The 24494-nt window shown below is 67.7% G+C and carries 24 protein-coding genes and 1 pseudogene; 9 read left to right on the forward strand and 16 right to left on the reverse strand.

Going from position 1 to position 24494, the window contains the following annotated elements; translation table 11 throughout:
- The 5 genes and pseudogenes from IB273_RS15090 to phnD all read right to left on the reverse strand — a co-directional run bounded on the left by IB273_RS15090 (window position 1) and on the right by phnD (window position 5195).
- A pseudogene (locus tag IB273_RS15090) lies at window positions 1–1286 on the reverse strand (MFS transporter).
- A 110-nt stretch (window positions 1287–1396) separates the two neighbouring features.
- Complete coding sequence (gene psrA / locus IB273_RS15095) at window positions 1397–2485, reverse strand: iron-containing alcohol dehydrogenase PsrA (protein ID WP_192224398.1); 1089 nt, start codon at window positions 2483–2485, stop codon at window positions 1397–1399.
- A 225-nt stretch (window positions 2486–2710) separates the two neighbouring features.
- Window positions 2711–3529 carry a phosphonate ABC transporter, permease protein PhnE gene (phnE, locus tag IB273_RS15100; RefSeq protein ID WP_151187624.1) on the reverse strand — a complete coding sequence of 273 codons (819 nt, stop codon included), beginning with the start codon at window positions 3527–3529 and terminating at the stop codon, window positions 2711–2713.
- Window positions 3526–4326, reverse strand: a complete 801-nt coding sequence (phnC, locus tag IB273_RS15105) for a phosphonate ABC transporter ATP-binding protein (protein ID WP_192224399.1) — start codon at window positions 4324–4326, stop codon at window positions 3526–3528. Before phnC ends, phnE begins: the two co-directional genes overlap by 4 nt.
- A complete protein-coding gene (gene phnD, locus IB273_RS15110; protein ID WP_192224400.1) occupies window positions 4323–5195 on the reverse strand; it encodes a phosphonate ABC transporter substrate-binding protein in 873 nt (290 codons plus the stop codon). The genes phnC and phnD overlap by 4 nt, the downstream gene beginning before the upstream one ends.
- 111 nt (window positions 5196–5306) lie before the next feature.
- Between phnD and IB273_RS15115 the strand changes: the two genes are divergently transcribed.
- The 4 genes from IB273_RS15115 to IB273_RS15130 all read left to right on the forward strand — a co-directional run bounded on the left by IB273_RS15115 (window position 5307) and on the right by IB273_RS15130 (window position 8802).
- The gene (locus IB273_RS15115) at window positions 5307–6164 is read left to right on the forward strand and encodes a LysR substrate-binding domain-containing protein (protein WP_192224401.1); all 858 of its coding nucleotides are present in this window, start codon (window positions 5307–5309) and stop codon (window positions 6162–6164) included.
- A gap of 86 nt (window positions 6165–6250) precedes the next feature.
- Window positions 6251–7378 (forward strand): MFS transporter, encoded by a 1128-nt coding sequence (locus IB273_RS15120; protein WP_192224402.1) that lies wholly within the window; start codon window positions 6251–6253, stop codon window positions 7376–7378.
- A 39-nt stretch (window positions 7379–7417) separates the two neighbouring features.
- Window positions 7418–7795: a c-type cytochrome gene (locus IB273_RS15125; RefSeq protein WP_192224403.1), complete on the forward strand. Its 378-nt coding sequence runs from the start codon at window positions 7418–7420 to the stop codon at window positions 7793–7795.
- Between the two features lie 119 nt (window positions 7796–7914).
- Window positions 7915–8802: a sterol desaturase family protein gene (locus tag IB273_RS15130; RefSeq protein WP_192224404.1), complete on the forward strand. Its 888-nt coding sequence runs from the start codon at window positions 7915–7917 to the stop codon at window positions 8800–8802.
- On the opposite strand, the gene IB273_RS15135 is transcribed toward IB273_RS15130, so the two are convergent.
- Both IB273_RS15135 and IB273_RS15140 read right to left on the reverse strand, forming a co-directional pair.
- The gene (locus tag IB273_RS15135) at window positions 8791–9474 is read right to left on the reverse strand and encodes a helix-turn-helix transcriptional regulator (protein ID WP_192224405.1); all 684 of its coding nucleotides are present in this window, start codon (window positions 9472–9474) and stop codon (window positions 8791–8793) included. The genes IB273_RS15130 and IB273_RS15135 overlap by 12 nt on opposite strands.
- A complete protein-coding gene (locus IB273_RS15140) occupies window positions 9471–10361 on the reverse strand; it encodes a LysR family transcriptional regulator (protein ID WP_192224406.1) in 891 nt (296 codons plus the stop codon). The genes IB273_RS15135 and IB273_RS15140 overlap by 4 nt, the downstream gene beginning before the upstream one ends.
- Window positions 10362–10530: 169 nt before the next feature.
- On the opposite strand from IB273_RS15140, the gene IB273_RS15145 reads away from it, so the two are divergent.
- Window positions 10531–11520 carry a zinc-dependent alcohol dehydrogenase family protein gene (locus tag IB273_RS15145; protein WP_192224407.1) on the forward strand — a complete coding sequence of 330 codons (990 nt, stop codon included), beginning with the start codon at window positions 10531–10533 and terminating at the stop codon, window positions 11518–11520.
- Between the two features lie 66 nt (window positions 11521–11586).
- Here the strand turns inward: IB273_RS15145 and IB273_RS15150 are convergent, their stop codons facing one another.
- The 5 genes from IB273_RS15150 to IB273_RS15170 all read right to left on the reverse strand — a co-directional run bounded on the left by IB273_RS15150 (window position 11587) and on the right by IB273_RS15170 (window position 15207).
- Complete coding sequence (locus tag IB273_RS15150; RefSeq protein ID WP_192224408.1) at window positions 11587–12516, reverse strand: LysR family transcriptional regulator; 930 nt, start codon at window positions 12514–12516, stop codon at window positions 11587–11589.
- A 48-nt stretch (window positions 12517–12564) separates the two neighbouring features.
- The gene (locus tag IB273_RS15155) at window positions 12565–13539 is read right to left on the reverse strand and encodes a quinone oxidoreductase family protein (protein ID WP_192224409.1); all 975 of its coding nucleotides are present in this window, start codon (window positions 13537–13539) and stop codon (window positions 12565–12567) included.
- A 114-nt stretch (window positions 13540–13653) separates the two neighbouring features.
- Window positions 13654–13998 (reverse strand): VOC family protein, encoded by a 345-nt coding sequence (locus IB273_RS15160; RefSeq protein WP_192224410.1) that lies wholly within the window; start codon window positions 13996–13998, stop codon window positions 13654–13656.
- A gap of 45 nt (window positions 13999–14043) precedes the next feature.
- Window positions 14044–14454, reverse strand: coding sequence for a hypothetical protein (locus IB273_RS15165; protein ID WP_081518495.1), 411 nt, complete (start codon window positions 14452–14454; stop codon window positions 14044–14046).
- A gap of 93 nt (window positions 14455–14547) precedes the next feature.
- Entirely contained in the window at window positions 14548–15207 is a 660-nt protein-coding gene (locus IB273_RS15170) for a hypothetical protein (protein WP_192224411.1), read from the reverse strand.
- 276 nt (window positions 15208–15483) lie between these two features.
- Here IB273_RS15170 and IB273_RS15175 point away from each other — a divergent pair, with 276 nt between their 5' ends.
- Both IB273_RS15175 and IB273_RS15180 read left to right on the forward strand, forming a co-directional pair.
- Window positions 15484–17412, forward strand: coding sequence for an LTA synthase family protein (locus IB273_RS15175; protein WP_151187606.1), 1929 nt, complete (start codon window positions 15484–15486; stop codon window positions 17410–17412).
- 88 nt (window positions 17413–17500) lie between these two features.
- On the forward strand, window positions 17501–18427 hold the full coding sequence (locus IB273_RS15180; RefSeq protein ID WP_081518492.1) for a LysR family transcriptional regulator: 927 nt from the start codon (window positions 17501–17503) through the stop codon (window positions 18425–18427).
- Here the strand turns inward: IB273_RS15180 and IB273_RS15185 are convergent.
- Both IB273_RS15185 and IB273_RS15190 read right to left on the reverse strand, forming a co-directional pair.
- The gene (locus tag IB273_RS15185) at window positions 18418–18861 is read right to left on the reverse strand and encodes a GlcG/HbpS family heme-binding protein (RefSeq protein WP_192224412.1); all 444 of its coding nucleotides are present in this window, start codon (window positions 18859–18861) and stop codon (window positions 18418–18420) included. The two genes, IB273_RS15180 and IB273_RS15185, sit on opposite strands and share 10 nt — an antisense overlap.
- Window positions 18862–18863: 2 nt before the next feature.
- Window positions 18864–20207, reverse strand: a complete 1344-nt coding sequence (locus IB273_RS15190; RefSeq protein ID WP_192224413.1) for a metal-dependent hydrolase family protein — start codon at window positions 20205–20207, stop codon at window positions 18864–18866.
- 262 nt (window positions 20208–20469) lie between these two features.
- Here IB273_RS15190 and IB273_RS15195 point away from each other — a divergent pair, with 262 nt between their 5' ends.
- A complete protein-coding gene (locus IB273_RS15195; protein ID WP_192224414.1) occupies window positions 20470–20850 on the forward strand; it encodes a nuclear transport factor 2 family protein in 381 nt (126 codons plus the stop codon).
- Between the two features lie 156 nt (window positions 20851–21006).
- Here IB273_RS15195 and IB273_RS15200 read toward each other — a convergent pair whose 3' ends face one another.
- On the reverse strand, window positions 21007–22164 hold the full coding sequence (locus IB273_RS15200; RefSeq protein WP_138214670.1) for an alpha/beta hydrolase family protein: 1158 nt from the start codon (window positions 22162–22164) through the stop codon (window positions 21007–21009).
- A 181-nt stretch (window positions 22165–22345) separates the two neighbouring features.
- Window positions 22346–23284, reverse strand: a complete 939-nt coding sequence (locus IB273_RS15205; RefSeq protein WP_081518487.1) for a LysR family transcriptional regulator — start codon at window positions 23282–23284, stop codon at window positions 22346–22348.
- A 267-nt stretch (window positions 23285–23551) separates the two neighbouring features.
- Between IB273_RS15205 and IB273_RS15210 the strand changes: the two genes are divergently transcribed.
- Window positions 23552–24493 (forward strand): VOC family protein, encoded by a 942-nt coding sequence (locus tag IB273_RS15210; protein WP_081518486.1) that lies wholly within the window; start codon window positions 23552–23554, stop codon window positions 24491–24493.
- The last annotated feature ends 1 nt before the right edge of the window (window position 24494 follow it).

Consider the following 24494-nt stretch of genomic DNA (forward strand, 5'->3'; position numbering starts at 1 on the left):
TCAGCGCCGGACGAACAGGGCGACCACCGCACTGCACACGCAGGCCGTGGTGACCACGATGAAGATCAGTGAAGTATTGCCGGTCGTGTCCAGCATGCGACCGATCAGGGGTTCGGCCAGACCCGCAAAGAGGTAGGAGGAGAAGTTCATGATCCCGGTGGCGGTGCCGGCGCGGCGCGCGCCGACCAGGTCCGGGCAGAGCGCCCAGAAGCTCGACGCCGGGCCGTAGACGAAGAAGCCGCAGAGGAACAGCGCGAGCAGGCCGACGCCGCTGTGTGCCGGCAGGCTCCACATCCACAGGCTGGTGAGCGCGCCCAGCACCATGTAGAGCATGATCGCGCGGTAGCGCTTGCTGCCGAACAGGCGGTCGGACACCCAGCCGTTGCTCAGCGCGCCCACGGCCATGCCGACGGGCAGGGCGATGGTGATCCATTTCGGGTCGATGAAGCTCTGGCCCTTCTGCCAGTCGGCGCCGAGGAAGTGCACCGGCACCCAGACGATCAGCCCGTAGCGCGCGGCGTTCTGGAAGCCCAGCGACAGCGCCGCCACCAGCAGGCGCGGGTTCTTCAGCACGGCGAGGTAGCGTTGCGTCGAGGTCTCTTCCTCGCCGTGGGCGGCTTCGCTTGCGCGGTCCTCGGCGTTGGCCACGCCGGTGTCGGCCAGCGGTTCGAAGCCCATGTCCTGCGGGCGTTCGCGGGCCACCAGGTAGAACACGATGCCACCAGCGAGCATCAGCAGCACCGGCAGGCGGAAGATCCAGCGCCACTCCAGGTGCATCACGTCGATCACTATCACCGAGGTGACGTAGGACAGCACCGACGCGCAGCCGGCGGCGAACACATAGAAGCCGTAGACCTTGCCGCGCTCGGCGGCGCTCCACCAGTTCGACAGCAGGCGGCTGCCCGGCGGGCCTGGAAGTAGCCGTTGATGCCCCAAGGCAGCACCAGGCTGACGAAGCCGCCGGCGAAGCTGGTGACCCAGTTGGCCCCGCAGGACAGCGCTGCGCCGAGGCTCATGATGCGCCGGCCGCCGAACTTGTCGGCGAGATTTCCGTTGATGGCCTGGCCGATGGCGTACATCCACAGCATGGCGCTGGAGGCCCAGCCGAGGGTTTCCTTGCTCAGCCCGAACTCGGCCTGGATGCCGGGGATGGCGAAGCCGAAGGTCTGGCGGCCGGTGTAGAAGAACAGGTAGCAGAACATCGCGGCCAGCAGCATGCGCCACTGGGCGAGGCGAAACGGGGTGACGGCGGAGACTGGCCCAGACAGGGTTTGTGCACGGTTCATGGTGTTTTCCTTCTTGTTCGCTCGCGCCGGCTGGAAGCTCGGCGTGTCGGCACTCTTATTCGGTGCAACAGGAAAAGGCGGCCGCCAGGGCCGCCCGGTGAGGAGCGGCGTCAGGCGGCCTGGGAGCCGATGAAGTTGCGGCCGCGGGCACCCTGCATGGCGAAGTCGATCATCGCTTCGGCTTCCGCGGCAGTCACGCCGTAGTCGCCGAACTCGGTCTTGACCCCGAGGCGGTGGAGGAATTCACGCAGGCGCTTCTGCGCGCCGGCAAGGTCGTGGCCGAACACCCGCTGCAGGGTGCGGTCGCGGTCGGCGTCGCGCCCCCAGGCCAGGCCCAGCACCAGCGGCAGGGTGAAGGAGCAGGCGATGCCGTGGGGCAGGCCGTGGCGCAGGGTCATCTCGTAGGAGATGGAGTGGGCCAGCGCGGTCTTGGTGTTGGAGAAGGCCATGCCGGCCTTCAGCGCGGCCAGGGCCATGCGCGAGCGCAGTTCGCGGTTGGAAAGGTCCTGCTGCAGGCGCGGCAGGCAGTCGAGGATGTCCTCGATGGCGGAGAGGGCGAAGGTGTCGGAGATGGGGTTGGCGTTGTGGTTCCAGATCGATTCCAGCGCGTGGGACAGCGCGTCCAGCCCGGTGGAAACCGTCACCCCGGCGGGCACGCTGAGCATCAGGTCCGGGTCGATCAGCGCGACCTTGGGCCAGGTGCAGTCCAGGTGCAGGGAATACTTCTTCTGCTGCTGCGCGTCCCAGATGGTCGCCCAGGGCGTGACTTCGCTGCCGGTGCCGGCGGTGGTCGGCGCGGCGATCAGTGTCTTGCTGCGCGCCGGAGTGAAGGGCTTGCCGGCGGCCAGCAGATCGAGCAGTTCGTCGAAGTGCCCGGATGCGGTGCCGACGATCAGCGCCTTGGCGGTGTCGATGGCGCTGCCGCCGCCGAGGGCGAAGACGGTGCTGCAGTCCGCTGCCTCACGCCAGAAGCGCTCGTGCACATCGCGCAGCCAAGCCACGTCGGGGTTGGGCTGCACATCGTCGATGACGTAGGCGAGGCGCTCGCCGAGCAGGCTGCGGACGCGGTCGATCAGCCCCAGCTGCGCTGCTTCGGGGAAGGTCACCAGGGCGACCTTGCCTTCGCACAACTCGGCGATGTGGTCCAGGCTGCCGCCGCCGAAAACGGTGGCGACCGGATTATGGAATCGGGCAGGCATGGGCAGTTCCTTGTTGTTGTTTGAACGTGCGGCCATGCTCGGGGCCTCGTCGGTTTCGTTCCAATCGATTGATCGCAGGTGGGCATCGGCCAGACCGATAACGGCGGGTGCGGGCATTTGTGCAAACTCCGGGCGTGCGCCTGCCCGGCGCGCGCCCTCCAGGCTGAAATAGCAGGCGCACGCGGCAGGAGGTTGGGGCGGAAGGGAGAGGCAGGGGCCGGGCGGTCAGTGCCGCCCGTTACCCTGGATGGCGTGGCGCAGGCGGTTGGACAGCAGGTCGGCAAGCACCACCATGACGGTGATGACGACGATGCAGGTGGCGGTCTCCTGGTACTTGAACAGCTTCAGGCTGCTGACCAGTTCGAAGCCCAGGCCGCCAGCACCGACCATGCCGAGCACGGTGGCCGAGCGCAGGTTGACCTCGAAGCGGTAGAGCACCACCGCGATCCACGCGGTGATCACCTGGGGCAGCACGCCGAACACGATCACCTGCAACGGCCGCGCACCGGTGGCCTGCAGCGCCTCAATGGGGCCCTGGTCGATCTCCTCGATGCTCTCGGCGAAGAACTTGCCGAGCATGCCCACGCCGTGCAGTGCCAGGGCCAGCACGCCGGGGAAGGGCCCCAGGCCCACGGCGGAGACGAACACCAGGGCGAGGATCAGTTCGTTGATGCTGCGGATGACGTTGAGCAGCTGGCGCGTGGCGAGGTACAGCCAGCGGTTGCCGTGCAGGTTGCGTGCGGCGAGAAAACCCAGCGGTACGGCGAGCACGATGCCCAGCAGGGTGCCCCAGAGGGCGATCTGCAGGGTCTCCAGCGCCGGGCCCCAGAGGCTCGGCAGGATGCTCAGGTCCGGCGGCAGCGAGCGGCTGAGGAAGTCGCCGATCTGCGGCAGGCCGCTGGCCAGTTCGCTCCAGCTCAGCTGTGCGCCCTCGGCGCTCCAGTGCAATAGGTAGAACACCGCCAGCACGGCGATGCCGGTGGTCAGCCAGCCGCGCTTGGTGTGCGGCGTCTCGACCATCCACTGGTGGCTGCGCAGGTTCATGCTCCGGCTCCTGTTTCGCTGGCGTAGACCGCGCGGGCGGCCGTCTGGTAGGCGGTTGCCTCGCTGCTCGGGCGTTGCTGGTAGATGCGCCGCAGGGCCGCGTCGTCCAGTTGTTCGCGGCTGCCGTCGAACACCAGACGGCCGTTGGCGAGGCCGACGATGCGGTCGCCGAACTCCCGCGCCAGGTCTACCTGGTGCAGGTTGCACACCACGGTGATGCCCAGCTTGCGGGTGGCCTCGCGCAGGTAGTGCATGACCAGCTGTGCGGTCTTCGGGTCAAGGCTCGCCACCGGTTCGTCGGCGAGGATCACCTGCGGCTGCTGGGCCAGCGCACGGGCGATGCCCACGCGCTGCATCTGTCCGCCGGAGAGGGAATCGGTGCGCGCTTCCGCCTTGTGCTCCAGCTCCACCCGGCGCAGGCATTCGCGGGCCAGGGCGACGTCGTCGCGGCTGAACAGCTGCAGCACCGAGGCGAGGGTGCCGACGCAGCCCAGGCGCCCGGTGAGCACGTTCTTCAGCACCGACAGGCGCGGCACCACGTTGTGGTGCTGGAAGATCATCGCCACCCGCCGCCGCAGCTCGCGGGTATCGCGCGCCTGCATGGCGTTGACGCCGGCCACCTGCAATTCGCCGCCGTCGGCCTGAGCCAGGCGGTTCATGCAGCGCAGCAGGGTGGACTTGCCGGCGCCGGACTGGCCGAGGATCACCACGAACTCGCCGGCCTCGATGCGCAGGTCGATCCCGCGCAAAACCGGGTTGTCGCCGTAGCCCTTGGTCAGTTGGGCGATGCGGATCATTTCAGGCTCCGCAGGTCGAGGTCGAGCACCTTGGCGGTGTCGCGCACGACGTTGTAGGCGGCGTCGTTGGTGGGCTGGAAGCCATTGAGCTGGCCCTGGTCGCCCCACGGCACGTCCTTGATCGAGGCGAACGCGGCGACCAGTTTCTTCTGCAGTTCCGGGTCGAGGTTCTTGCGCCAGACCATGGGCGATTCGGGGATGTCGTCGGACTTCCAGACGACCTGTATGTCGTCCTGCTTGACCTGCCCCGAGCTGATCGCGCCGGCGAGGATGCGGTCGGCCACGGCGGCGGCGTCCACCTTGCGGTTCGCCACGGCGAGGATGCTGGCGTCGTGGGAACCGGAGAAGATCACCCGCGAGAACAGCGCCTTCGGGTCATGGCCGGACTGCTCGAGGCCGGCCTTGGGGAACAGGTGGCCGGAGGCGGAACTGGGGTCGACGAAGGCGAAGGTGTGGCCCTTGAGGTCGTCCAGGCTGCGGATGCCGCTGTCCTGACGGGCGATGATCAGGCTGTGGTAAGCGCTGGTGCCGGTCTTCTTGGTCACCGCCACGGCGAAGGCGTCGGCACCGGCGACTTGATGCGCCAGCACGTAGGAGAACGGGCCGAGATAGGCGACGTCGAGCTTGCCGGCGCGCAGCGCTTCGATCACGCCGTTGTAGTCGGTGGCCACGAAGGGCTTCACCGGCATCCCCAGGCGTTCCTGCAACTGGTCGAGCACCAGCTGGCTGCTCTTGATCATGGCCTGGGAGTCCTCGGAGGGAATCAGGCCGACGGTGAGGGCGTCCTGCGCCTGGGCGGTCGGCAGCAGGGCGGAGGCGAAGGCGAGCGGCAGCACGGCGAAGCGGAACAGTCTGGTCAGCGAAGTCATGGCGTTACCCGGAGGTTGTGTTCGGTAGCGCCAAAGCTAGGGCTGTCATGTGACAGTCACGCCATCAAATCAATATGGGTTAAAGCACTAATCCATTGACAGGAGCTATGGATGTCCACCGCCCGCCTGCGCACCTTCCTCGCCGTGGCCCGCCACGCCAGCTTCAGCGCCGGGGCCAGGGCCATCGGCCTCAGCCAGCCGACCGCGACCACGCAGATCCAGGGCCTGGAGCGCGAGTTCAACGTCGAGCTGTTCCACCGCCGTGGCCGGCGCATCGAGCTGACCGCCGTGGGCCGCGCGCTGCTGCCCATCGCCCAGCAGATGTCGATGCTCGAATCGGAAGCGACCAACCTGCTGCGCGATTCCGGCCAGCTCAATCGGGGGCAACTGAAGGTCGGCGCGGTGGGGCCGTTCCATGTGATCGAGATGGTCGACCTGTACCGCCGCGACTACCCGCAGATCGACGTGTCGATCCGCATCGGCAACTCGGCCTCGGTGCTGGCCGACCTGGAAAACTACGTCACCGACGTCGGCGTGCTCGCCGGGCTGCATGACGATCCGGCGTTCGTCGCGCAGCTGTATGCAAGGCACCCGGTGATCCTCTTCGCCCACATCGACCACCCGTTCGCGCGTAACCACGAGGTACGGCTGCAAGCCCTGCAGGGCCAGCCGCTGCTGCGCCGCGAGCAGGGCTCGACTACCCGCGTGGCGCTGGAGCGCGAGCTGGACAAGGCCGACGTGACGCCGCGCATCGCCATGGAGATCGGCAGCCGCGAAGCCCTGCGCGAGGCGGCGATCCGTGGCATCGGCATTGGCGTGGTGTCCGAGGCGGAGTACATCGCCGACCCGCGCCTGAAGGCCATCCGCATCAGTGGCGACCCGGTGTGTACCGAGACCTACCTGTACTACCTGGCCGAGCGCCGCAGCAGCCAGGTGATCGACTCCTTCCTGCGCTCGCTCGCGCAATAGCACAGCGGCCGGCGCCGGCGTAAGGCTTGTCCTGCGGGGCGGGGCGCGGGTTATCCTGCGGCCCCCGTCGTTGTCACGAGGCTGTCATGTCGTCCGCTTCCGCGCCTGCCCTGCAGCGAGCCGACCGAGATTCGCGCAACTCCGCCCAGGTGCTCAGCCTGTGCCTGCCCAGCGACGTGCTGCTGTACCTGCTGCTGCCGATGTACGCCGCCGATTTCGGTGTGACCCTGGTGGAAGCGGGCATCCTGCTGGCGGCCAACCGGCTGGTGCGCATCGTCGGCTACGGCTGGGTGGTGCGCTTCTACGGCCGCCACGGCGACCGCGCCGCGTGCAGCCTCGCGGCCTTCGCGGCGGCGGCCTGCGCGCTGGGCAACGCGACCCTGTCCGGCTTCGCCGCGCTGCTGGTCCTTAGGCTGGTCTGGGGCCTGTGCTTCGCCACGTTCAACCTCAGTACCCAGACCCTCGCCACCGCTGAAGCACAGGGCGCCGCGCGGCGCGCCGGGCGCTCGCGGGCGACCCTCTCCATCGGGCCGATGCTGTTCCTCCCGCTGGGCGCGGTAATGGCCCAGTCGCTGGGCCCGCGCAGTATCTTCTTCGTCCTCTGCGTTAGCGCCCTGTGCGGCCTCTGGCGCGCCCGCGCGCTGCCCGACAAGGCCCACGACATCCCTGCCAACAGCGGCCGCCGCCTGCGCCTGCCGGACAGCATCGCCACCTGGTCCTTCATCGAGGGCGTGACCCTCGACGGCCTGTTCATCTTCGGCCTGTCGCTCTACGCGCAGACCCACCTAGGCGGCACCGGCGTGCTGGTGGCGGGCGTGCTGATGGCGGTGCGGTATCTCAGCGAGATGCTCTTCAGTCCCTTCGGCGGGCGCCTGGCCGACCGCTTCGGCGCGTTGCGCATGCTGGTGGTGCTGTCGCTGGCGACTTCGCTGGCGCTGCTGATGTTCGGCAGCTACTGGCTGTTCGTCGGTGCCTTCTTCGTGCTGGTGCTGCGGGCGTTACAGCTGCCGCTGGTGGTCACGCTGGTGGCGCAACGCAACCCGCAGGCGCGTATCCAGGCGCTGGCGGGCAACGCAGTGTGGCGCGACATCGGCGCGGGGCTCGGGCCGATCCTGGCCGGCGTGCTGTTGCCGCAGGTGCCGGTGCTCTGGGCCTACGCGGGTGCGGCTGCGATACTGGCGCTCAGCGCGCTGGGCTGTGCCTGGCGACGTTGACTGAATCAGGATGGATCGGCACGGCATGGAAGCAGGAAAGTGAAAGCATTGTTCATCGGTCTGACCGGGATTCTCTCGCTCGCGCAGTTAGCGCCAGCCCTGGCGGATAACCTCAACGGCAAGAACCTCTTCACCCAGCGCTGCGCGGTTTGCCACGGTGGGGACATCAAGGCGACCGGGCCGCTGGCCCGCAAGAGCAACCCGCCCACGCCCGATCTCACGACGCCCGCTTTCAGGAAGCGCCTGAGTGACTATCCGGGCGTCATCGTGTCTTCGGTGGTGCTGCGCCCCAGCGGCAGCCTGATCCCCCGGACCCTGCGCGAGAATGGCGTGAAGCTGCCGCCGCACGCCTGGAGCATCGATGACCTGCGCGATCTGAACCAGTACATGGTCGGGGTGATTTCCAAGAGTCGCTGAGGCTGCCCGTGGGGTACGGAAATCCGCGCGCGATGGCGGCGCCGAATGCGCGGATTGTTCAAGCGTGGTTTGTGGCTCGACGGGAACACTGGTGGCTCCCACCGTACTGGAGCTGCCTCATGCGATACCTCTATGCCCCCGCATTCTTCTTCGGCTTCATCGGCCTGGCCCTGTACCTGGTCGGTGAAGGCGTCTCGCTGCTGTGCCTGCCGGCGCTGTTGCCGCTGGCGATCCTGCTGGCCTTCCTCGCCGAGCGATTCTGGCCCTATCGCGCAGGCTGGAATGAGAGCCACGGCGACGGCGCCCGCGACCTCATCCACGCGCTGGTCAATGAGACGCTGAATGCGCTGGGCATTGCGGCGATTCCGTTGATGGCCCTGTGGCTGCCGCACTTCGGCCAGTGGCCAACGGATTGGCCACTGGCGCTGCAATTGCTGGCGGCGCTGCTGATCGCCGACCTCGGCATCACCCTGGTGCACTACGCCAGCCACCGTTCGCCGCTGTTATGGCGCCTGCATGCGGTACACCACAGCGTCACGCGCATGTATGGCTTCAACGGGCTGATGAAGCATCCGCTGCACCAGATGCTCGAAGCCCTCGGCGGCACGCTGCCGCTGCTGTTGCTGGGTGTTCCCGTGGAGGTCGCGGCGCTGCTGGCGTTCGCCATCGCTATCCAGCTGTTGCTGCAGCACAGCAACGTGGACATGCGCATCGGTGCTCTGCGCCACCTGTTCGCCTGGGCGCCGCTGCATCGCCTGCACCACTTGAAATACGGCACGGCGGGGGACGTGAATTTCGCGCTGTTCTTCAGCTTCTGGGATCGCCTGCTGGGCACTGCGTTGCACCTGCCTGACTACGCGCTGGCGGAGGATGACCTGGGGATCGGCGACCGCCCTGACTACCCGGTGGCTTACTTCGATCAGTTGGCCGAGCCGTTTCGTCGCATCGATACAACGCACTCCCCGGCACCGTTGCCGACGGAATTGCGTCGCCTGCTAGTCGAGTAGGCGCAGCTTCAGCTGGCGCAGCGTCAGGTCGGCGCGGATGCCGAACTGGCTGCGCACGCTGCGGGAGAAGTGCGCGGAATCGGCAAAGCCCGCCGTGATGGCAGCAGTGGTCAGGCTGTCGCCGGCCATGGCCAGCCGCAGTGCCTGGCGCAGCCGTTGCCAGAGCACCAGCCGGCGCACCGACAGGCCCAGCGTGCCGCTGAACAGCCGTTCCAGCTGGCTCAGCGAGAGCGAGGCTGCCTCGGCCAGCGCCTGGGCGGGCAGGGCGCCTTCGTCCAGCGCGCGGATGCGTTGCAGGGCTTTCTCCAGGCGTGGGTCGAGCTGTCGGCGCGGCAGTTCGCGCAGGCCTGATGCAAGTCCTGGAAGGTCCGGCCCGACCTGCCGGCAAAGCCGCTCCAGCTCGGCCAGCTCGAACGCCAGCGGCTCGGCGAACAGGGTGACGGCGCGCTGGTCGCTGTCGAGGATCGCGTGGCGCTGGTTGGAGGCGATCACCAGCAGCGCAGCCTGCTGCGGCTGCTCGTCGATCAGCGCGTTCACTTCACCTTCGCAGGCCATCAGCAACTGGTGCGCGTAATGGGCGTGCGGGCGCGCATGGCCGGTGGTGCCGGCCACGAGGCAGAAGTCCGCGCCCAGCCAGAGCTCGCCCTGCCAGGCCTGCTCACGAGCGCTCATGCGTTACGACCGAAAGCGGCGATGGCGAAGTCGAGGAAGCTGCGCAGCTTGGGTGTGAGGCGCCGGTCCGGGGCGTAGAGGATGTGCATCGGCGAGGTCGGCACGCTGTATTGCGGCAGCAGCTGCACCAGTGTGCCGCTGCGCAACGCGTCACCGACCAGCTCCTGGGGTTGCAGCACCACGCCCAGCCCGGCCACCGCCGCTGCCAGCAGCGGGTCACCCTGATTGATCGTCAAACGGCTTGTAATCGGCACCTCGATGCGCCCGTCCGGCCCATCGAAGGTCCAGCTGGAGCGGCCATCGGAAAAGGCGAAGCCCAGGCATTCGTGCTGGCTCAGGTCCTCGGGCGCGAGGATCGCCGGGCGCCGCGCGAGGTACGCTGGTGCGGCGCACAGCACGAGCCGGTAGGGCGCCAGCGGCACGGCCTTGAGGCGGCTGTCGGCCAGCTCGCCGATGCGGAAAACCACGTCGTAGCCGTCGTTGACCAGGTCCACCAGGTCGTTGGAGAGCGTCAGGTCCACCGCCACTTGCGGGTAGCGCACCATGTACTCCAGCAGGCGTGGCGACAGGACGCGCATGCCGAAGGTCACCGGCGCGTTGATCCGCAGCCGCCCGCTGGGCGTGCCACGGGTGACGGCGGCGAGGCTTTCCGCCGCCTCCATGTCCGCCAGGATCAGTTTGGCACGCTGGTAGAAGGCCCGGCCGAAGTCGGTGAGGCTCTGCCGCCGCGTGGTTCGGTTGAGCAGGGACAGGCCCAGGTGCTGCTCGAGCATCTTCACCTGCTTGCCCACCAGTTGCGACGACATCTGCAGTTCTTCGGCCACCGCGCTGAAGGAGCCCAGCTCCACCGCTCTGACGAAGGTGGCCATCTGTTCGAGACGGTCCATTGCAAACCCTTTGTTTCAAGTGTCTGGCCATCCTAGGCCTTTATCCGAGCTCGGCCAACGCCTAGATTTTCCCCCTGTCGCGAACGGTCGAGCACTGCTGCCGTGACTTTCTACACTCCCATTCCGGCCTGCGCTTTCACGCTGGCCCCAGCTCTGAAGAGAGGTTTCCATGGCCCGCATTGTCAGAATCCACCAATACGGTGACGCCAGCGTCCTGAAGCTGGAGGCGGTGGACGTGCCCGCCCCGGCAGCGGACGAGGTGCAGATCGCGGTCAAGGCCATCGGCCTGAACCGCGCCGAAGTGATGTTCCGCAACCATGCCTACCTGCAGGAGGCCGAGTTCCCCAGCCGCCTGGGCTACGAGGCATCCGGTGTGGTGAGTGAGGTGGGCAGCGCCGTGAAGGACGTCGCGGTGGGCGATGCGGTGAGCCTGATCCCGCCGCTGGATATCGCTCGCTGGGGCACCTACGGAGAAGTGGCCAACGTGCCGGCGCACCTGGTGGTGAAGCATCCGCAGAACCTCAGTTTCGAACAGGCTGCGGCGTCCTGGATGCAGTACGTCACTGCCTGGGGCGCGCTGGTGGAGCAGGCGAAGCTGTCCCGGGGCGAGTTCGTGCTGGTCACGGCGGCATCCAGCAGCGTCGGTCTCGCAGCGTTCCAGATCGCCCGCATGGTCGGCGCCACCTCGATTGCCGTGACCCGCACCCAGGCCAAGAAGCAGGCACTGCTGGAAGCTGGCGCCAATCATGTGATCGTCAGTGACGACGAGGACATCGTCGAGCAGGTGATGGCGCTGACCGGCGGGCAGGGCGCCCGCGTGGTGTTCGACCCCATCGGCGGCCCCGGTTTCGAGGTGCTCACCCAGGCCATGGCGCGGGGCGGCATCCTTCTCGAATACGGTGCGCTGAGCCCGGAGCCGACGCCGTTCCCGCTGTTCACGGTGCTGGGCAAGAGCCTGACGCTGAAGGGCTACCTCTACGCCGAGATCGTTGCCGACCCGGCGGCGCTGGAGCGCGCCAAGGCGTTCATCGTCAAGGGGCTGGAGTCCGGCGCACTGAGCCCGGTGATCGCGCGGACCTTCCCGCTGGAGCAGATCCAGGACGCCCATCGCTTCCTCGAAGCCAACCAGCAGGTGGGCAAGATCGTCGTCACGGTCTGAGGTCGGTCGAGAGAAACAGGGCGCCCGGTATTGCGATGGCGGGCGCCCTTTTTTGTGCCCGGTCGATCAGAGCGGTGGCCGCTCCCACGGCGCACCGTCGGCGAACTGTGCCTCGATCCATGCCTTGAACACTTCACTGGTGGCCGAGCTGTAGCGCGCCGAAGGGCGCACGAAGTAGATACCGGCAGAGGCGTCCAGTTGCCAGCCCGGCAGCACCCGCACCAGGCGGCCGGCGTCGAGGTCGTGCTTCATCAGCCATTCGCCGCCAGCGAGGATGCCCACGCCCAGGCGCGCTGCCGAGAGCAGGGCCTCGTTGTCGTTGCTGTGCAGGTTGCCGCTGACGCGAACGGTCTGCTGCCAGTTGCCGTTGGCCAGCTTCCAGTCCGGCCAGGTGTGCAGGCCGGTGAAACCCAGGCAATTGTGGGTGGCCAGCTCAGCCGGCGCTCGCGGGGTGCCGTGGCGCCCCAGGTAGTCGGGGGCGGCGCAGAGGATGCGCCGCAGGTCGCAGAGCCGGCGGGCCAGCAGGCGGCTGTCGGCCAGTTCGCCGATGCGGATGGCGACGTCGAAGCCTTCGGCGACGAGGTCGACGAAGCGCTCCGAGTACTCCACTTCCAGCGTCACCTGCGGGTGAGCGAGGACGAAACGCGAGAGGATCGGGCTCAGCCAGAGCCGGCCCATGGCGGCCGGCACGGCGAGTTTCAGGCGGCCCTGAACCTGCGCCGCGCTGCGGGTAGCCTGGTCCTGGGCCTCGGCGATCAGGCTGGCGGCCTGGCGCAGGCGCTCGACCAGGCGCAGGCCTTCGTCGGTGAAGCGCAGCTGGCGGGTGGTGCGCTCCACCAGCCGCACGCCCAGGCGCTGTTCCAGCGCGCCGAGGCGTTTCGACAGCACCGATGGGTGGCGTTGCAGGGCGCGGCTGGCGGCGGCGAAGGAGCCGTGCTCGGCCAGCGCCAGGAGTGTGGCGAGTTCGTCGGCCTGGCGACTATCGAACAGATCCATAGGGCTCCTGATTCGGCGAATCCACCAGGGCGGCTCTCGCGGTGGTGGTCATGGCGTGAGTACGAGGGCCCCTTCGGAGCGGCCTTCGTGCAGGTCGGCGTGGGCCCGGGCGACTTCCGCCAGCGGGTAACGACGCCACACGCGAGGCTGGATGATACCGTCCGCGACGGCCTGCAGGACGTCCTTTGCGCGCTGCTGGTATTCCTCGGCAGAGGCGGTGTGCGCGGCGAGCGAGGGGCGGGTGAGGAACAGCGAGCCCTTGGCGTTCAGTGTGGCGACTTCCACGGCCGGCGGCGCGCCGGAGGCCATGCCGAAGCTCACCAGCAGGCCGCGCGGGCGCAGGCTGTCCAGAGAGGCTTCGAAAGTGGCGCGGCCGATGGGGTCGTAGACCACGTCGACCCTGTGCCCGTCGGTGATCTCGCGGACCTGATCGGCGAGCGTCGCGGCATCGAACACCAGCACTGCGTTGCACCCGGCGGCGCGGGCGCGTTCGACGCTCTGCGGCTTCGACACCACACCGATGACGAAGGCGCCCAGGTGCCTGGCCCAGGGCACCAACAGTTGCCCCAGCGCGCCGGCGGCGCCATAGATCAGGACGCGGGAGCCGGGGCCGACCGGCCAGGTGGACTTGAGCAGGTATTGCGCGGTGATGCCCTTGAACAGCACGGCGGCAGCGTCCTCGAAGCTGACGCAGTCCGGTAGCTTCACCAGGCGCTCCGCCGGGTACAGGCGGGCGCTGGCATAGGCGCCGAGCGGCCCAGTGGCGTAGGCGACGCGGTCGCCGACCTGCACGTTGGTCACACCTGCGCCGAGGGCGGCCACGGTACCGGCGCCTTCCAGGCCGAGCGAGGAGGGCAGCGGCACCTTCACCGCGCCGGAGCGCTGGCTCAGGTCCAGTGGATTGACGCCGATGGCGGCCTGTTCCAGCCACACTTCGCCGGGGCCGGGTTGTTGCACCGGGGACTGTTCGAAGCGGAGGACTTCCGGGCCGCCGAAGGCTTGCAGTGATACGCGGGTGGGCATGGTGTTCCCCTGACTGGTGATGGTGCCCGCCAGTCTAGGGATGTGCCCGTAATGCACCAGACAGGGCGGATGCAGGACATAGCTGCACGCTGTGCAGTAATCCGCCGGGCCTGCTCAGGCTTTGGCGTGCTGGGCGAAGGCCAGGTGGTAGCCGTTGCAGTCGCGCACGCCGAACTCCTGCGAGCCGTAGGGCATGTCCTGCAGCGGCCAGGCGATCTGCGCCCGGTCCTTCACGGCGGCGAAGTAGCGTGCGACGTCGGCGAGTCGCAGGTAGATCGTGCCCGAGCAACCTGCCTCGCGGCCCCACAGGTCCTGGGCGGTGAACAGCAGTCGACAGTCCTCCAGTTGCACGGTGAGCGTGCCCTCGGCGGAGTCGGTCACGGTGAAGCCGAGCGTGTCGCGGTAATGCTCGCGGGTAAGCTCGAGGTCGCGGCAGCGCAGCAACAGGGTCAGCGGCATGGGAGCTCCGGCGGTGGGCGCGAAGCCGCGATCATGGCACAGGGGTCAGCGCAGAATCACCCGCAGCAGCGAAACCAGCGCCGCGCCGAACACGGGCGAAATCCAGATGCCGAAGGTCTGCAGGACGAACTGCCGGGCGTACGTCAGCAGTTCCATGTTCGGAGAGGGGACACCGAGGCTGTGCCGGCAGTAACCCAGGACGGCGACGATGAAGCAGGTGCCTGCCAGCACGCCAAGCGCTCGCCACATCAGCCCTCGTTCACTGGCATAGGACAGCAGGGCGCCACAGAACGCGCCGCTGAGCGCCACCAGAATCTCGAAGGTGAATTCGGGTTCGGCAAACCATCGGTTACCGTTCAGCCCGATGATATTGCCGATCTGCCAGCCGGCGAGGCTGCCCACCAGCAGCGCCAGGGCGAGCCACGGGAAATAGCGCATTACCGTGTTGTTCTGCATCGGGGAGGCCCCCTGAAAATCTTCGATGATGGCAAAAGAGCAGTATAGCGGGCGCCCCGGCGTGCGCCGGTTCAGCGACGGATGGTGAAGCGCTTACTTGCGCAGGATGTAGACCCGCACGCCGTCCACGCCGGGGAGGACGTTGTAATGGCGTATCTGCGAGAAACCCAGGCGCTGGAACTCGCGCTCCAGGGAGCGGGCGCTGGCGAAGTCCGGGCCGCCGGGATGCGGATCCGGGCCGCAGGGGCAGGCCTGGTCCGTCGCGAGGGCAGGGCTGGAGTGGTCGACGCGGGCGAACAGGATCACGCTGTCGCGGGTCACGGGAATCCACTGGTTCAGCAGCCGGATGTTCTGCCGGTTGCAGGCGCTGTGCGGGATTTCCGGGAGCAACAGGCAATCGACCGAACCCTTGCGCAGTTCGGCGTTTTCCTGCGGGGCGGGCAGGTCCCTGATCCGCCGCTTCATCGCCTCGGGCAGTCGCCGGTGGGCGTCGGCCAGCGTGTCGCAGGACGGGCAGGTCGCCACGATGACGCGGTTGCTGTGCTCCAGCAGCACCGGCCAGGCGGCGCCAGGCAATTGCGAGACCTCCAGCACCAGGATCGGCTCCTCGGCCATGCGCAGGGCCAGGCGCAGCAGGCGCTTGAGGCGCCACTGACGGACGCGTTGGCAGACACCTGTGCCGAATGCGCCGTCGGCAACGACGCCGTTCTCACTAGGAGTGATGGAGGAAAACACGCGTTGGGGTTCGTTCATGGAGGCGGACTCGTCAGTTGCCTCCATTGTCGAATCGCGCGATCAAGGTCTCGTCAAGGACATGTGAAAAAGACGTGGTCGCCGGGGAATTTCGAACCCTGTAGCGCCGTCGCTGAACGTGACCGGTTTCAGGTCGCCGGTAATTCACGAAACCGGCAGCTCCATTTGACGAATTCTTTTCCTTTCGACTTGTAGAGTCCCGCCCCGACTGCCGCTTTCGGCCACTTCCTGCGCTGCCTTTCGTCCAGTGCGACGGACCTTTACAAGGGACACCCCATGCAACTTTTCCGCTCGGCCTCGACGCGCTTCCTGGCGCTGGTTGCCTTGCTCTGGCTGATCGTCTTCTTCCTGACCCGCCTGGTTCTCCTGGCGAGCCACTTGCCCGAGGTGGGCGCCGGCCATGTCGGGGTCTTCGTCATCGGCCTGCTCTATGACCTGAGCTTCCTGGTCTATGCCCTGTTGCCGATGGGCGTGGTCCTGTTGCTGATGCCCGCGCGGGTCTGGCGCAGCGCTACCTGGCGCTGGTTGCTGACGGCCACGCTGTTCGTCAGCGTCTACGTGATGCTTTTCACCGCGGTGGCCGAATGGCTGTTCTGGGACGAGTTCGGCGTGCGGTTCAACTTCATCGCGGTCGACTACCTGGTGTACTCGGACGAGGTGCTCAACAACATCCTCGAGTCCTACCCGATCGGCCTGCTGCTGAGCATCCTCGCGGCCATTTCGCTGGTCGTGACGTTTGCGCTGTTCAAGGTCGTCGGCCGCCTGCGTCACGTCGAGGTGGCGTCCCTGCCACGCCGTCTGCTGGGTTGCGTTGGCCTGGTGCTGCTGGCGCTGGTGGCCGGCCTGCTGGTGGACCAGGATTCCCCGCGCGGCCAGGGTGGCAATACCTACGCCCGCGAACTCGCGAGCAACGGGCCGTATCAGTTCTTCGCCGCCTTCCGTAACAACGAGCTGGACTACCCGCAGTTCTACGCCACCCTGCCGGCGCAGCAGGTGACCCAGGAGATACGCGCCGAACTGGCTGAGCCCAACGCCCGCTTCACCGGCAATGATCCGATGGATATCCGCCGCACTATCGCCAGCGCAGGCACGCCCAAACGCTATAACATCGTCCTGGTGACCATCGAGAGCCTGAGTGCCAAGTACCTGGGCAGCAACGGCGACGGTCGCAACCTCACCCCCAACCTCGACGAACTGCGCCGCAACAGCCTCTACTTCAACAACTTCTACGCCACTGGGACCCGCACCGACCGCGGCCTGGAGGCCATTACCCTGTCGATCCCGCCAACGCCGGGCCGCTCCATCGTCAAGCGCGTCGGCCGCGAGAGCGGCTTCGCCAGCCTCGGCCAGCAACTGAAGAACGTCGGCTACGACGCCGTGTTCCTCTACGGCGGCCGTGGCTATTTCGACAACATGAACGCCTTCTTTGGCGGCAACGGCTACCGCATCGTCGACCAGTCCAGCGTCCAGGAGTCGGACATCCACTTCAAGAACGCCTGGGGCATGAGCGACGAAGACCTCTACGCCCAGGCCATCAAGCTGGCGGACGAGGACCACGCGCGCCAGCAGCCGTTCCTGCTGCAGCTGATGACCACCTCCAACCACCGCCCGTACACCTACCCGGACGGCCGCATCGACATTCCCTCCGGCGAGGGCCGCGAGGGTGCGGTGAAGTACACCGACTACGCCATCGGCCAGTTCCTCAAGGCGGCGAAGGGCAAGCCCTGGTTCGACAACACCCTGTTCGTGTTCGTCGCCGACCACACCGCAGGCAGCGCCGGCAAGGAAGACCTGCCGGTGGCGAACTACCAGATCCCGCTGTTCATCTATGCGCCCAAGCTGCTGCCGACCGGTGAGCGCGGCGAGCTGGCGAGCCAGCTGGACCTGGCGCCGAGCCTGCTGTCGATCCTCAACCTGAGCTACACCTCGACCTTCTACGGGCGCGACCTGATGGTGCCGAACGCCCTGCCGCCGCGCGTGGTGATCGGCAACTACCAGCACCTGGGCCTGTTCGACGGCCAGGACCTGGCGATCCTCAGCCCGCGCGGCGAACTGCGTCGGCACAACCAGGCGCTGGGCGCGAGCACGGAAGTGCCGGCGAAGACCGACGACCCGCTGGTGGATCGGGCGATCAGCTACTACCAGTCGGCGAGCTACGGCTTCACCCACCACCTGCTGGACTGGAAGCCGGCGGCGGGGCAGTAAGCCCCGAGCTGGCAGGTATCGCGCCATGCGATACCTGCCAGCGCGAAATACGCCACTTGCCGGCGCGGCGCTTGGGTATAAGTCGCCCATGCGCTACCGACGTCTGGACCTCAACCTGCTGGTCGCCCTGGATGTGCTGCTCGAAGAGGGCAGCGTCAGCCGGGCGGCGCAGCGTCTCAACCTCGGCCAGTCGGCGACCAGCGCCGCGCTGGGCCGCCTGCGCGAGCATTTCCAGGACCCGCTGCTGGTGCCCCTGGGCCGGGGTCTGGAGCTGACCGCACTGGCGCGCCAGCTGGCGCCGAAGGTGCGCGAGGTGCTGAGCCTGGCCGGGGAGGTGGTGGAGACTTCCGCCGCTTTCGACCCTGCCCGCTGTGATCGGCGGTTCACCCTGGTGGCTTCGGACTATGTGGCGGCCACCCTGCTGCCGGCGGTCAGCCGTGAACTGGCGCGTCAGGCTCCCAATGCCTCGCTGGTGCTGCGTGACCTGCCGCTGCCGCGCGACGGTGATGTGGTGGCCGAGGCGCTGGAGTACCGGCGCAGCGACCTGGTGATAGTCCCGCAGCGGCGGATCAACCCGCGTTACCCCCACGAGGCGCTGCTCAGCGATGAGCTGTGCTGCATCGTCTGCTCTCATTCGGCGCACGATGAGCTGCTGAGCCTTGGCGGTTATTGCGCGGCCGAGCACGTGGTGCGCGAGTTCACCGATGGCCAGAACCTGTCGCTGGATACCCAGCACCTGCGCGAGATCGGTATCGAGCGGCGGGTCGCGGTGGCGGTGCAGAGCTTTGCCCTGATGGCCGAATTCGTCGTCGGCACGCCGCGAATCGCCACGCTGTTCCGCCGCCAGGCTGAGTCGCTGGCGCGGCGTTATCCGCTGCGCGTGTTGCCGGCGCCCATCGAGTTCCCGGCGGCGGCGCAGGTGCTGCAATGGCACCCGCAGCAGGCTTTCGACCCCGCGCTGGCCTGGCTCCGCCAGGTGCTGGCGGAGCAGGCCGCGCTGCTCGATCAGGATTGAGTATCGCCCGTCTCGCCGTGCAGCCCGAGTTCCGCAATGGCCAGCAGGGCGCAGCGCTCGTCGTTGTCCGAGGTATCGCCGCTGACGCCGATGGCGCCTAGCAGCCGGCCTTCGTCATCGCGCAGGAGAATGCCGCCGGCCACCGGGATCACCTCGCCGCCAGTGAGGCTGTTGATCGCATCGAAGAACGCCGGCATGGCCTGGGCGCGGCGCGCCAGTTCGCGGCCGCCGAAGCCCATGCCCAGGCAGCCGCGCGCCTTGCCGGTGGCGATCTGCGGGCGGAGGAAGCTGGCCTGCTCGTCGCGCAGCACGGCCAGCGGGTGACCGGCCGCATCCAGCACGGCGGCGGCCAGCGGGCGCACGCCCTCGGCGCGGGCGTGACGCAGGGTGGCGGCAGCCAGGCGCGTGGCCAGTTCGAAGTCGAGAAGGATCATGCTCACTGGCTCCATTTGCCCAGTTGGGCGACGCGGTCGCGGGTATAGAGGTCGGTCCACTTCAGCGAGTTGAAGTCCGATACCTGCTTGGGGTTGTAAGCGGTGCGTTGCAGGCGCACCGGCTTGCCGGCCTTGTACACGGCCTGCAGGCGGTTGCGGTCCTGAAGGATGCGGATGTCTTCCAGTGGCGAGCCGTCGAGGATCAACAGGTCGGCCTGCTTGCCCGGCTCCAGGGTGCCGAGGGTTTCGCCGCGGGGCATCAGGCGCGAGCCGACGTTTGTAGCGGCGTAGAGCGCTTCGGCGGGGGTGAAGTCCAGCCGGCGCACCAGCAGTTCCAGTTCGCGGGCGTGCCATTCGCCATAGGGCGTCACGGCGAACCCGCTGTCGCTGCCACAGGCGAAGGGAATGCCGGCGGCCTTGGCGCGCTTGAGTACCGGGGTGCCCAGTTCCAGCGTCCGTGCGCAGTAGCCGGCGTAGCCGGTGGCGATGGCCGGGTCGTGCGGCTGGCAGAAGTCCACGGTGTTCTGCGGGAAGGTCATGGTCGGCGCGAGCACGCTGCCGGCTTCGAGCAGCGCCTCTATGCAGGCGTCGTCCATGTAGAAGGCATGGAAGACCAGGTCGACGCCGGCCTTCGCCGCGTACATCACCGCTTCGCGACCGTAGGCGTGGGTCGCCACGCGGCAGCCCAGGCGATGGGCTTCCTCGACCATCTCGCGGGTTTCGTCGGCGGTGAAGGCGGCGATGATCTCGCCATTGGGCCGGCGGTGCGTGCCGTCCATGGCGATCTTGATCAGGTCGACGCCGTCCTTGGCCTGCTTGCGGATTTCCGCGATGGCCTCGGTGCGGCTGGTGACCAGCGCAGCGGTGAAGTATTCCGGTGCGCCGACGCGGCTGGGGAACCAGTCGTTGAGGCTCTGCCGGTTAGTGATCACGCGGCTGCTGGCGGCGATGCGCGGGCCTTCGAAGAGCCCGGCGTTGACCGTGTTGCGCACGGCGATGCTGAGCTGGCCGCTGTCGCCGGGACAGACCATGGAAGTGACGCCGGCGGCGAGTACGTGCTGGGCGAAGAACAACCCGCGCAGGGCGCGGAATTCGTCGCTGGTCCAGATATCGATGTCTTCCTCGCTCTGGGCGTTGCCGAAGGCCAGGTGGGTGTGCACGTCGACCAGCCCCGGCATGACGAAGTCGCCGTGGACCTCGCGGTCTCCCGGAGCCGGGCGCGGCGCCTCGGCCGTCGGCCCGACGTGGCGGATCACGCCGTTCTCGATGATCAGTGTCTGTCGCTGGCGCGTTTCCAGGCCGGTGCCATCGAACAGGGTGGAGCAGTGCAGGTGCAGGGCGCTCATGGTCGGACTCTCCTCGTCTTGTTGTTTGCCGGCAGGCTAGGGTGGGCGTGCCGGCCGGCACCATCAGATGCTGTCGATGGGCACCCATCGATGCGGTCGATACCTGGCGCAGGCTGCGTGGTTCTTGGGCTTCAGAGGAGGAAACGGTGCTGTCGGGCGGGTATCGGGAGTGGCGATGCCTGGCATGGCGATCGGCGATTTTTCCTCGGGCGCCGGCGGGGGCGAGGATGCGCCCGCCCATCAACCACCAAGGGAAAATCCCATGAAGGCTATTCGTGATCTGTTGCTGAACCTGGAAGCCGAACGCCAGCGCGCCCTGGTCGAGGAGGACCACACGCGGCTGGACGAACTGTTCGCCGATGAGTTGCTGTACGTGCACACCACCGGGTTGGTGCAGGACAAGGGGCAGTACCTGGACTACGCCCGCCATGCTGTGCGCTACCTGGCGGTGGAGCGTGGCGAACTGGCGATTCGTCTGTTCGGCGATGGCCTGGCGCTGATGAGCGGCCCGCAGTGCAACCTGCTGCAGAAGCGTGGCGGCGGCGAGCCGGTGCGTGCCGAGGGTTTTGCCACGCAGCTCTGGGTGAAGGGCGAGGAGGGCTGGCGTATCGCGTCGTTCCATGGCACCCGCGCGCCGGCCTGACCCGGCATTCCCTGTAGGAGCGGGCCATGCCCGCGATCGCGCCCATGGGGCGCTCCTGCAGGGCAGCGAGCAGCAAGAAAACGGCGCCGATGGGCGCCGTGGAGGGCGGGGCCGACACCCCGCGGGAGCAGCGCCGGGTGACCGGCGCAAGGGAGGTCAGGCGGTGTGGCCGCCGAGGGTTTCGGCGATCCAGTCGGCGATGTAGTGACCGGCGTTGATGCTGTTGTCGAAGCTCGAATGCTGCACGCCGCCTTCGCGCTCGGTGAAGATCTTCAGCTCGCGTTTCGGGCTGTTCACCAGCTGTTCGTAGGTACGGTGCGCCCACTTCAGCGGAATCTGCGAGTCCTTCTCGCCGTGGGTGACCAGGAAGGGCACGCGGATGCGCTCGAGCACGCCATCCAGGTGCACGTTCTCGGCGATCGTCATGAACTCGTCCATATCCTTCGCGCCCCAGACCCACTGCACGTGCGCCCAGTAGTGCGGTACCGGGAAGTTGCCTTCCTTCTCCAGGCGGCGCTTCTGCACGTCGCGCCAGTCGTGGTTGGCGCCCCAGACCACGCCGCAGGCGAAGCGCGGCTCGAAGGCCACCGCGCGCGGGCAGTAGTAGCCGCCCAGGGAGACGCCCTCCAGGCCGATGCGTTTGGGGTCGACTTCGGGGTGGACCTCCAGCCAGTCCACCACGCGGCTCGCCCAGTGTTCGCTGTCGTAGCGCGCGGTCAGGCCGTGCAGGCGCAGCGCCTCGCCGGTGCCGGGCTGGTCGATGATCAGCGAGGACACGCCGCGCTTGGCCAGCCAGGCCGGCAGGCCGACGCGGTATTTCATTTCCTTGGTCGAATCCAGACCGTTGACCTGCACCAGCAGTGGCGCCGGGCCGTCGACGCCCTCGGCGCGCACCAGCAGGCCGGAGAGGTGCTTGCCCTCATAGGGGATTTCCACCCGCTCGCAGTTTTCCTTCGACAGGTCGATGCCGCGCGCGAAGGTTTCCAGGAAGCGCTGGTACAGCGCCTCGCGGCCGGCAGCGCCGTGGGCTTGCAGGCGTTCGCAGGTGAGGTAGTAGGTGGCGGCGCGGTTGTATTTCTCCCCGGCGGAGAGGCGGCGGCCGGCGGCCTCGTCTTCTTCGGCGAGGGCGCAGAGCTTGTCGGCCATCTTCGCCCAGGTCTCGCGGAAGGCCTGGGTGCCGGCGGCGTCGGGCTGCTTGGCGGCCTCCTGCAGCGGAGCACACATCTCCTCGATTTCGCCCAGGCGGGCGCCCATCTCGATGGCCAGGTCCACCGAGAGATTCCAGACGTAATTGGTGGGGAAGTAACGGAACATTCTTCTTGTCCTTCTGCGGTCGTTGAGTCCGGCGCCCGGAAACAGCGGCAGGCACGCAGGGCGCGGTTCGAAGGCAAGGTACGCAGGCGGGGTGGCGCGGGGCCAATCGCGAGTGGGGATGCGAGGTATCGTGAAACGCGATGCCCCGGCGCCGTTGCGGCGGCCGGGGCGATAACTGGCGTCAGGCGCTGGCGCGCAGGGCGTCCGGTTGCTGGTCGACGCTCTGGATGAAGTCGCGGATGCGTTCGCGCAACCAGCGGTGCATGGGGTCGCCCTCCATGCTGCGGTGCCAGAGCATGAATTCGCGCATCACCGGGATCTTCACCGGTGGCGGCAGGATGCGCAGCGGCAGGTAGCGCGCGTACAGCTCGGCCAGGCGACGGTGCATGGTCGCCACGCGCTGGGTGCCCACCAGCAATTGCGGCAGGGTGTTGAAGTCGTTGGTGATCACTTCCAGGCGGCGATTGAAGCCGTACTGGCTCATGAACCAGTCCTCGATGCTCAGGTGCCGGTTGCGCCCGAAGCCCACCGAGATGTGGCCCATCTGCATGTACTGCTCCAGCGTCAGGGCGTCGCCGACCTCGGGGTTGTCGCGCCAGACCACGCAGACGTGATCCTCCTCGAACAGCAGCTGCGCCGGATGGCCGTCGATGACGTAGCGCTCGGGCGCGATCATCAGGTCGAGCTCGCCGCGCATCAGCATCTCGGCGGTGTTGTCGCCGGGGCTGAGCATCTCGAAAGTGATGTGCGGCGCCTCCTGGTGGATCTTCTGGATGACCTGGGCGAACAGCACGCTGATCAGGTAGTCCGAGGTCACCAGGCGGAAGTGGCGCTTGCTGCTGGCGGGGTCGAACACCGGCTTGGAGGTGATCGAGGAGCGGATGGTCAGCAGCACTTCGCGCACCGGCACGGCCAGCTCCAGGGCATAGGGAGTGGGCTGCATCTTGCGCCCGACCTGCACCAGCAGTTCGTCCTCGAAGAAGGTGCGCAGGCGCCCCAGCACACCGCTGGTGGCCGACTGGGTCATGTGCAGGCGTTCGGCGGCACGGGTGATGTTCTGCTCTTCGAGCAGTACATCCAGCGCCACCAGGAGGTTCAGGTCCAGGTGGTGAAAACGCATGGCGATGGCTCACGGTTCTTGTAGTTATTTTCGCGATACCTTCGGGCCGCATTGCCGATACGTCAATAGCACTCTGCCGTCCCTGCGCGGCTAACGCCCTGCGTCATGGGCCGCGCTGCAGGTATCGCGATTGCCGATGCCTCGCATCCCCACACGCGATTGGTCAGGTTGCCGGGCCAGCCATCAACCTGCGCTCCAGTCGAGCGGCCGACGAGCCGCGGCGACCCCCTGCCCGGCGCCGAACATAATTTCAATGGAGTGGTAGCCATGAACATTCTTGGACTCGACGCGCTGGTATTCGGCGTCGACGATATCCAGGCCTGTGCCGATTGCCTGCGTGACTACGGCCTCACGGCCGCCCAACTGGATGCCGACGGCGGCCGTTTCGAGGCGCTGGACGGCACCGCGATCATCATCCGCCGGGGTGACGATCCGAGCCTGCCGCCGGCGCTCGGGCCAACCCCGTCGCTGCGCGAAACCCTCTACGGCGTGGCGTCCACCGCGGACCTGGAAGCCATCGCCGACGAACTGGGGCGTGACCGCGAGGTGCGCCGCGACGAGAACGGCGCGCTGCACAGCGTCGACGACCTGGGCTTCGCCATCGCCTTCCAGGTTTCCTGGCGCCGCACCTTCGAAGCGCCGGCCGACCTGACCAACGCCCCCGGCAGCGCGCCGCAGCGCCCGCTCAACCAGCTGGGCATCACCCCGGACATGCCGGCGCAGCCGCGCACCCTGTCCCACGTTGTCTACTTCGTGCCCGACGCGGCCAAGGGCGAAGCCTTCTACCGCGACCGCCTGGGCTTCGTCACCACCGACAGCTTCGTCGGCGTCGGCCCCTTCATGCGCACCGCCGGCATGGACGACCACCACTGCCTGTTCATGATCCAGACCCCGCCGCACATGCAGGGCTGCGAGCACTTCACCTTCCACATGGGCAGCGGCACCGAAGTGCTGCTGGCCGGCACGCGCTTCCAGCAGAAGGGTTGGACCAGCTTCTGGGGCCCCGGCCGCCACCTGCTGGGCTCCAACTGGTTCTGGTACTTCAACAGCCCGCTGGGTTGCCACATCGAGTACGACGCCGACATGGACAAGCACGACGACGCCTGGGCCGCACGCCAGGCGCCGATGTCGGCGGACAACTCGCAGCTGTTCCTCTTCACCTCGCGGGAGAAATGGGCGCCCGGCGGCCCGCCGCCCAAGCAGGGCTGAG

The organism is Pseudomonas sp. PDM19 (assembly GCF_014852215.1).
In the GTDB taxonomy this organism is placed as follows: Bacteria; Pseudomonadota; Gammaproteobacteria; order Pseudomonadales; family Pseudomonadaceae; genus Pseudomonas.

Excerpts from the sequence above, each read along its gene's own strand:
- phnD (WP_192224400.1), bottom strand. The coding sequence starts at position 5,195 with ATGACTTCGCTGACCAGACTGTTCCGCTTCGCCGTGCTGCCGCTCGCC.
- IB273_RS15180 (WP_081518492.1), top strand. The coding sequence starts at position 17,501 with ATGCGCTACCGACGTCTGGACCTCAACCTGCTGGTCGCCCTGGATGTG.
- IB273_RS15135 (WP_192224405.1), bottom strand. The coding sequence starts at position 9,474 with ATGAGCGCTCGTGAGCAGGCCTGGCAGGGCGAGCTCTGGCTGGGCGCG.
- psrA (WP_192224398.1), bottom strand. The coding sequence starts at position 2,485 with ATGCCTGCCCGATTCCATAATCCGGTCGCCACCGTTTTCGGCGGCGGC.
- IB273_RS15140 (WP_192224406.1), bottom strand. The coding sequence starts at position 10,361 with ATGGACCGTCTCGAACAGATGGCCACCTTCGTCAGAGCGGTGGAGCTG.
- IB273_RS15175 (WP_151187606.1), top strand. The coding sequence starts at position 15,484 with ATGCAACTTTTCCGCTCGGCCTCGACGCGCTTCCTGGCGCTGGTTGCC.
- IB273_RS15190 (WP_192224413.1), bottom strand. The coding sequence starts at position 20,207 with ATGAGCGCCCTGCACCTGCACTGCTCCACCCTGTTCGATGGCACCGGC.
- IB273_RS15205 (WP_081518487.1), bottom strand. The coding sequence starts at position 23,284 with ATGCGTTTTCACCACCTGGACCTGAACCTCCTGGTGGCGCTGGATGTA.
- IB273_RS15195 (WP_192224414.1), top strand. The coding sequence starts at position 20,470 with ATGAAGGCTATTCGTGATCTGTTGCTGAACCTGGAAGCCGAACGCCAG.
- IB273_RS15160 (WP_192224410.1), bottom strand. The coding sequence starts at position 13,998 with ATGCCGCTGACCCTGTTGCTGCGCTGCCGCGACCTCGAGCTTACCCGC.
- IB273_RS15145 (WP_192224407.1), top strand. The coding sequence starts at position 10,531 with ATGGCCCGCATTGTCAGAATCCACCAATACGGTGACGCCAGCGTCCTG.
- IB273_RS15150 (WP_192224408.1), bottom strand. The coding sequence starts at position 12,516 with ATGGATCTGTTCGATAGTCGCCAGGCCGACGAACTCGCCACACTCCTG.
- IB273_RS15185 (WP_192224412.1), bottom strand. The coding sequence starts at position 18,861 with ATGATCCTTCTCGACTTCGAACTGGCCACGCGCCTGGCTGCCGCCACC.
- IB273_RS15170 (WP_192224411.1), bottom strand. The coding sequence starts at position 15,207 with ATGAACGAACCCCAACGCGTGTTTTCCTCCATCACTCCTAGTGAGAAC.
- phnE (WP_151187624.1), bottom strand. The coding sequence starts at position 3,529 with ATGAACCTGCGCAGCCACCAGTGGATGGTCGAGACGCCGCACACCAAG.
- IB273_RS15200 (WP_138214670.1), bottom strand. The coding sequence starts at position 22,164 with ATGTTCCGTTACTTCCCCACCAATTACGTCTGGAATCTCTCGGTGGAC.
- IB273_RS15165 (WP_081518495.1), bottom strand. The coding sequence starts at position 14,454 with ATGCAGAACAACACGGTAATGCGCTATTTCCCGTGGCTCGCCCTGGCG.
- IB273_RS15115 (WP_192224401.1), top strand. The coding sequence starts at position 5,307 with ATGTCCACCGCCCGCCTGCGCACCTTCCTCGCCGTGGCCCGCCACGCC.
- IB273_RS15120 (WP_192224402.1), top strand. The coding sequence starts at position 6,251 with ATGTCGTCCGCTTCCGCGCCTGCCCTGCAGCGAGCCGACCGAGATTCG.
- IB273_RS15130 (WP_192224404.1), top strand. The coding sequence starts at position 7,915 with ATGCGATACCTCTATGCCCCCGCATTCTTCTTCGGCTTCATCGGCCTG.
- IB273_RS15210 (WP_081518486.1), top strand. The coding sequence starts at position 23,552 with ATGAACATTCTTGGACTCGACGCGCTGGTATTCGGCGTCGACGATATC.
- phnC (WP_192224399.1), bottom strand. The coding sequence starts at position 4,326 with ATGATCCGCATCGCCCAACTGACCAAGGGCTACGGCGACAACCCGGTT.
- IB273_RS15155 (WP_192224409.1), bottom strand. The coding sequence starts at position 13,539 with ATGCCCACCCGCGTATCACTGCAAGCCTTCGGCGGCCCGGAAGTCCTC.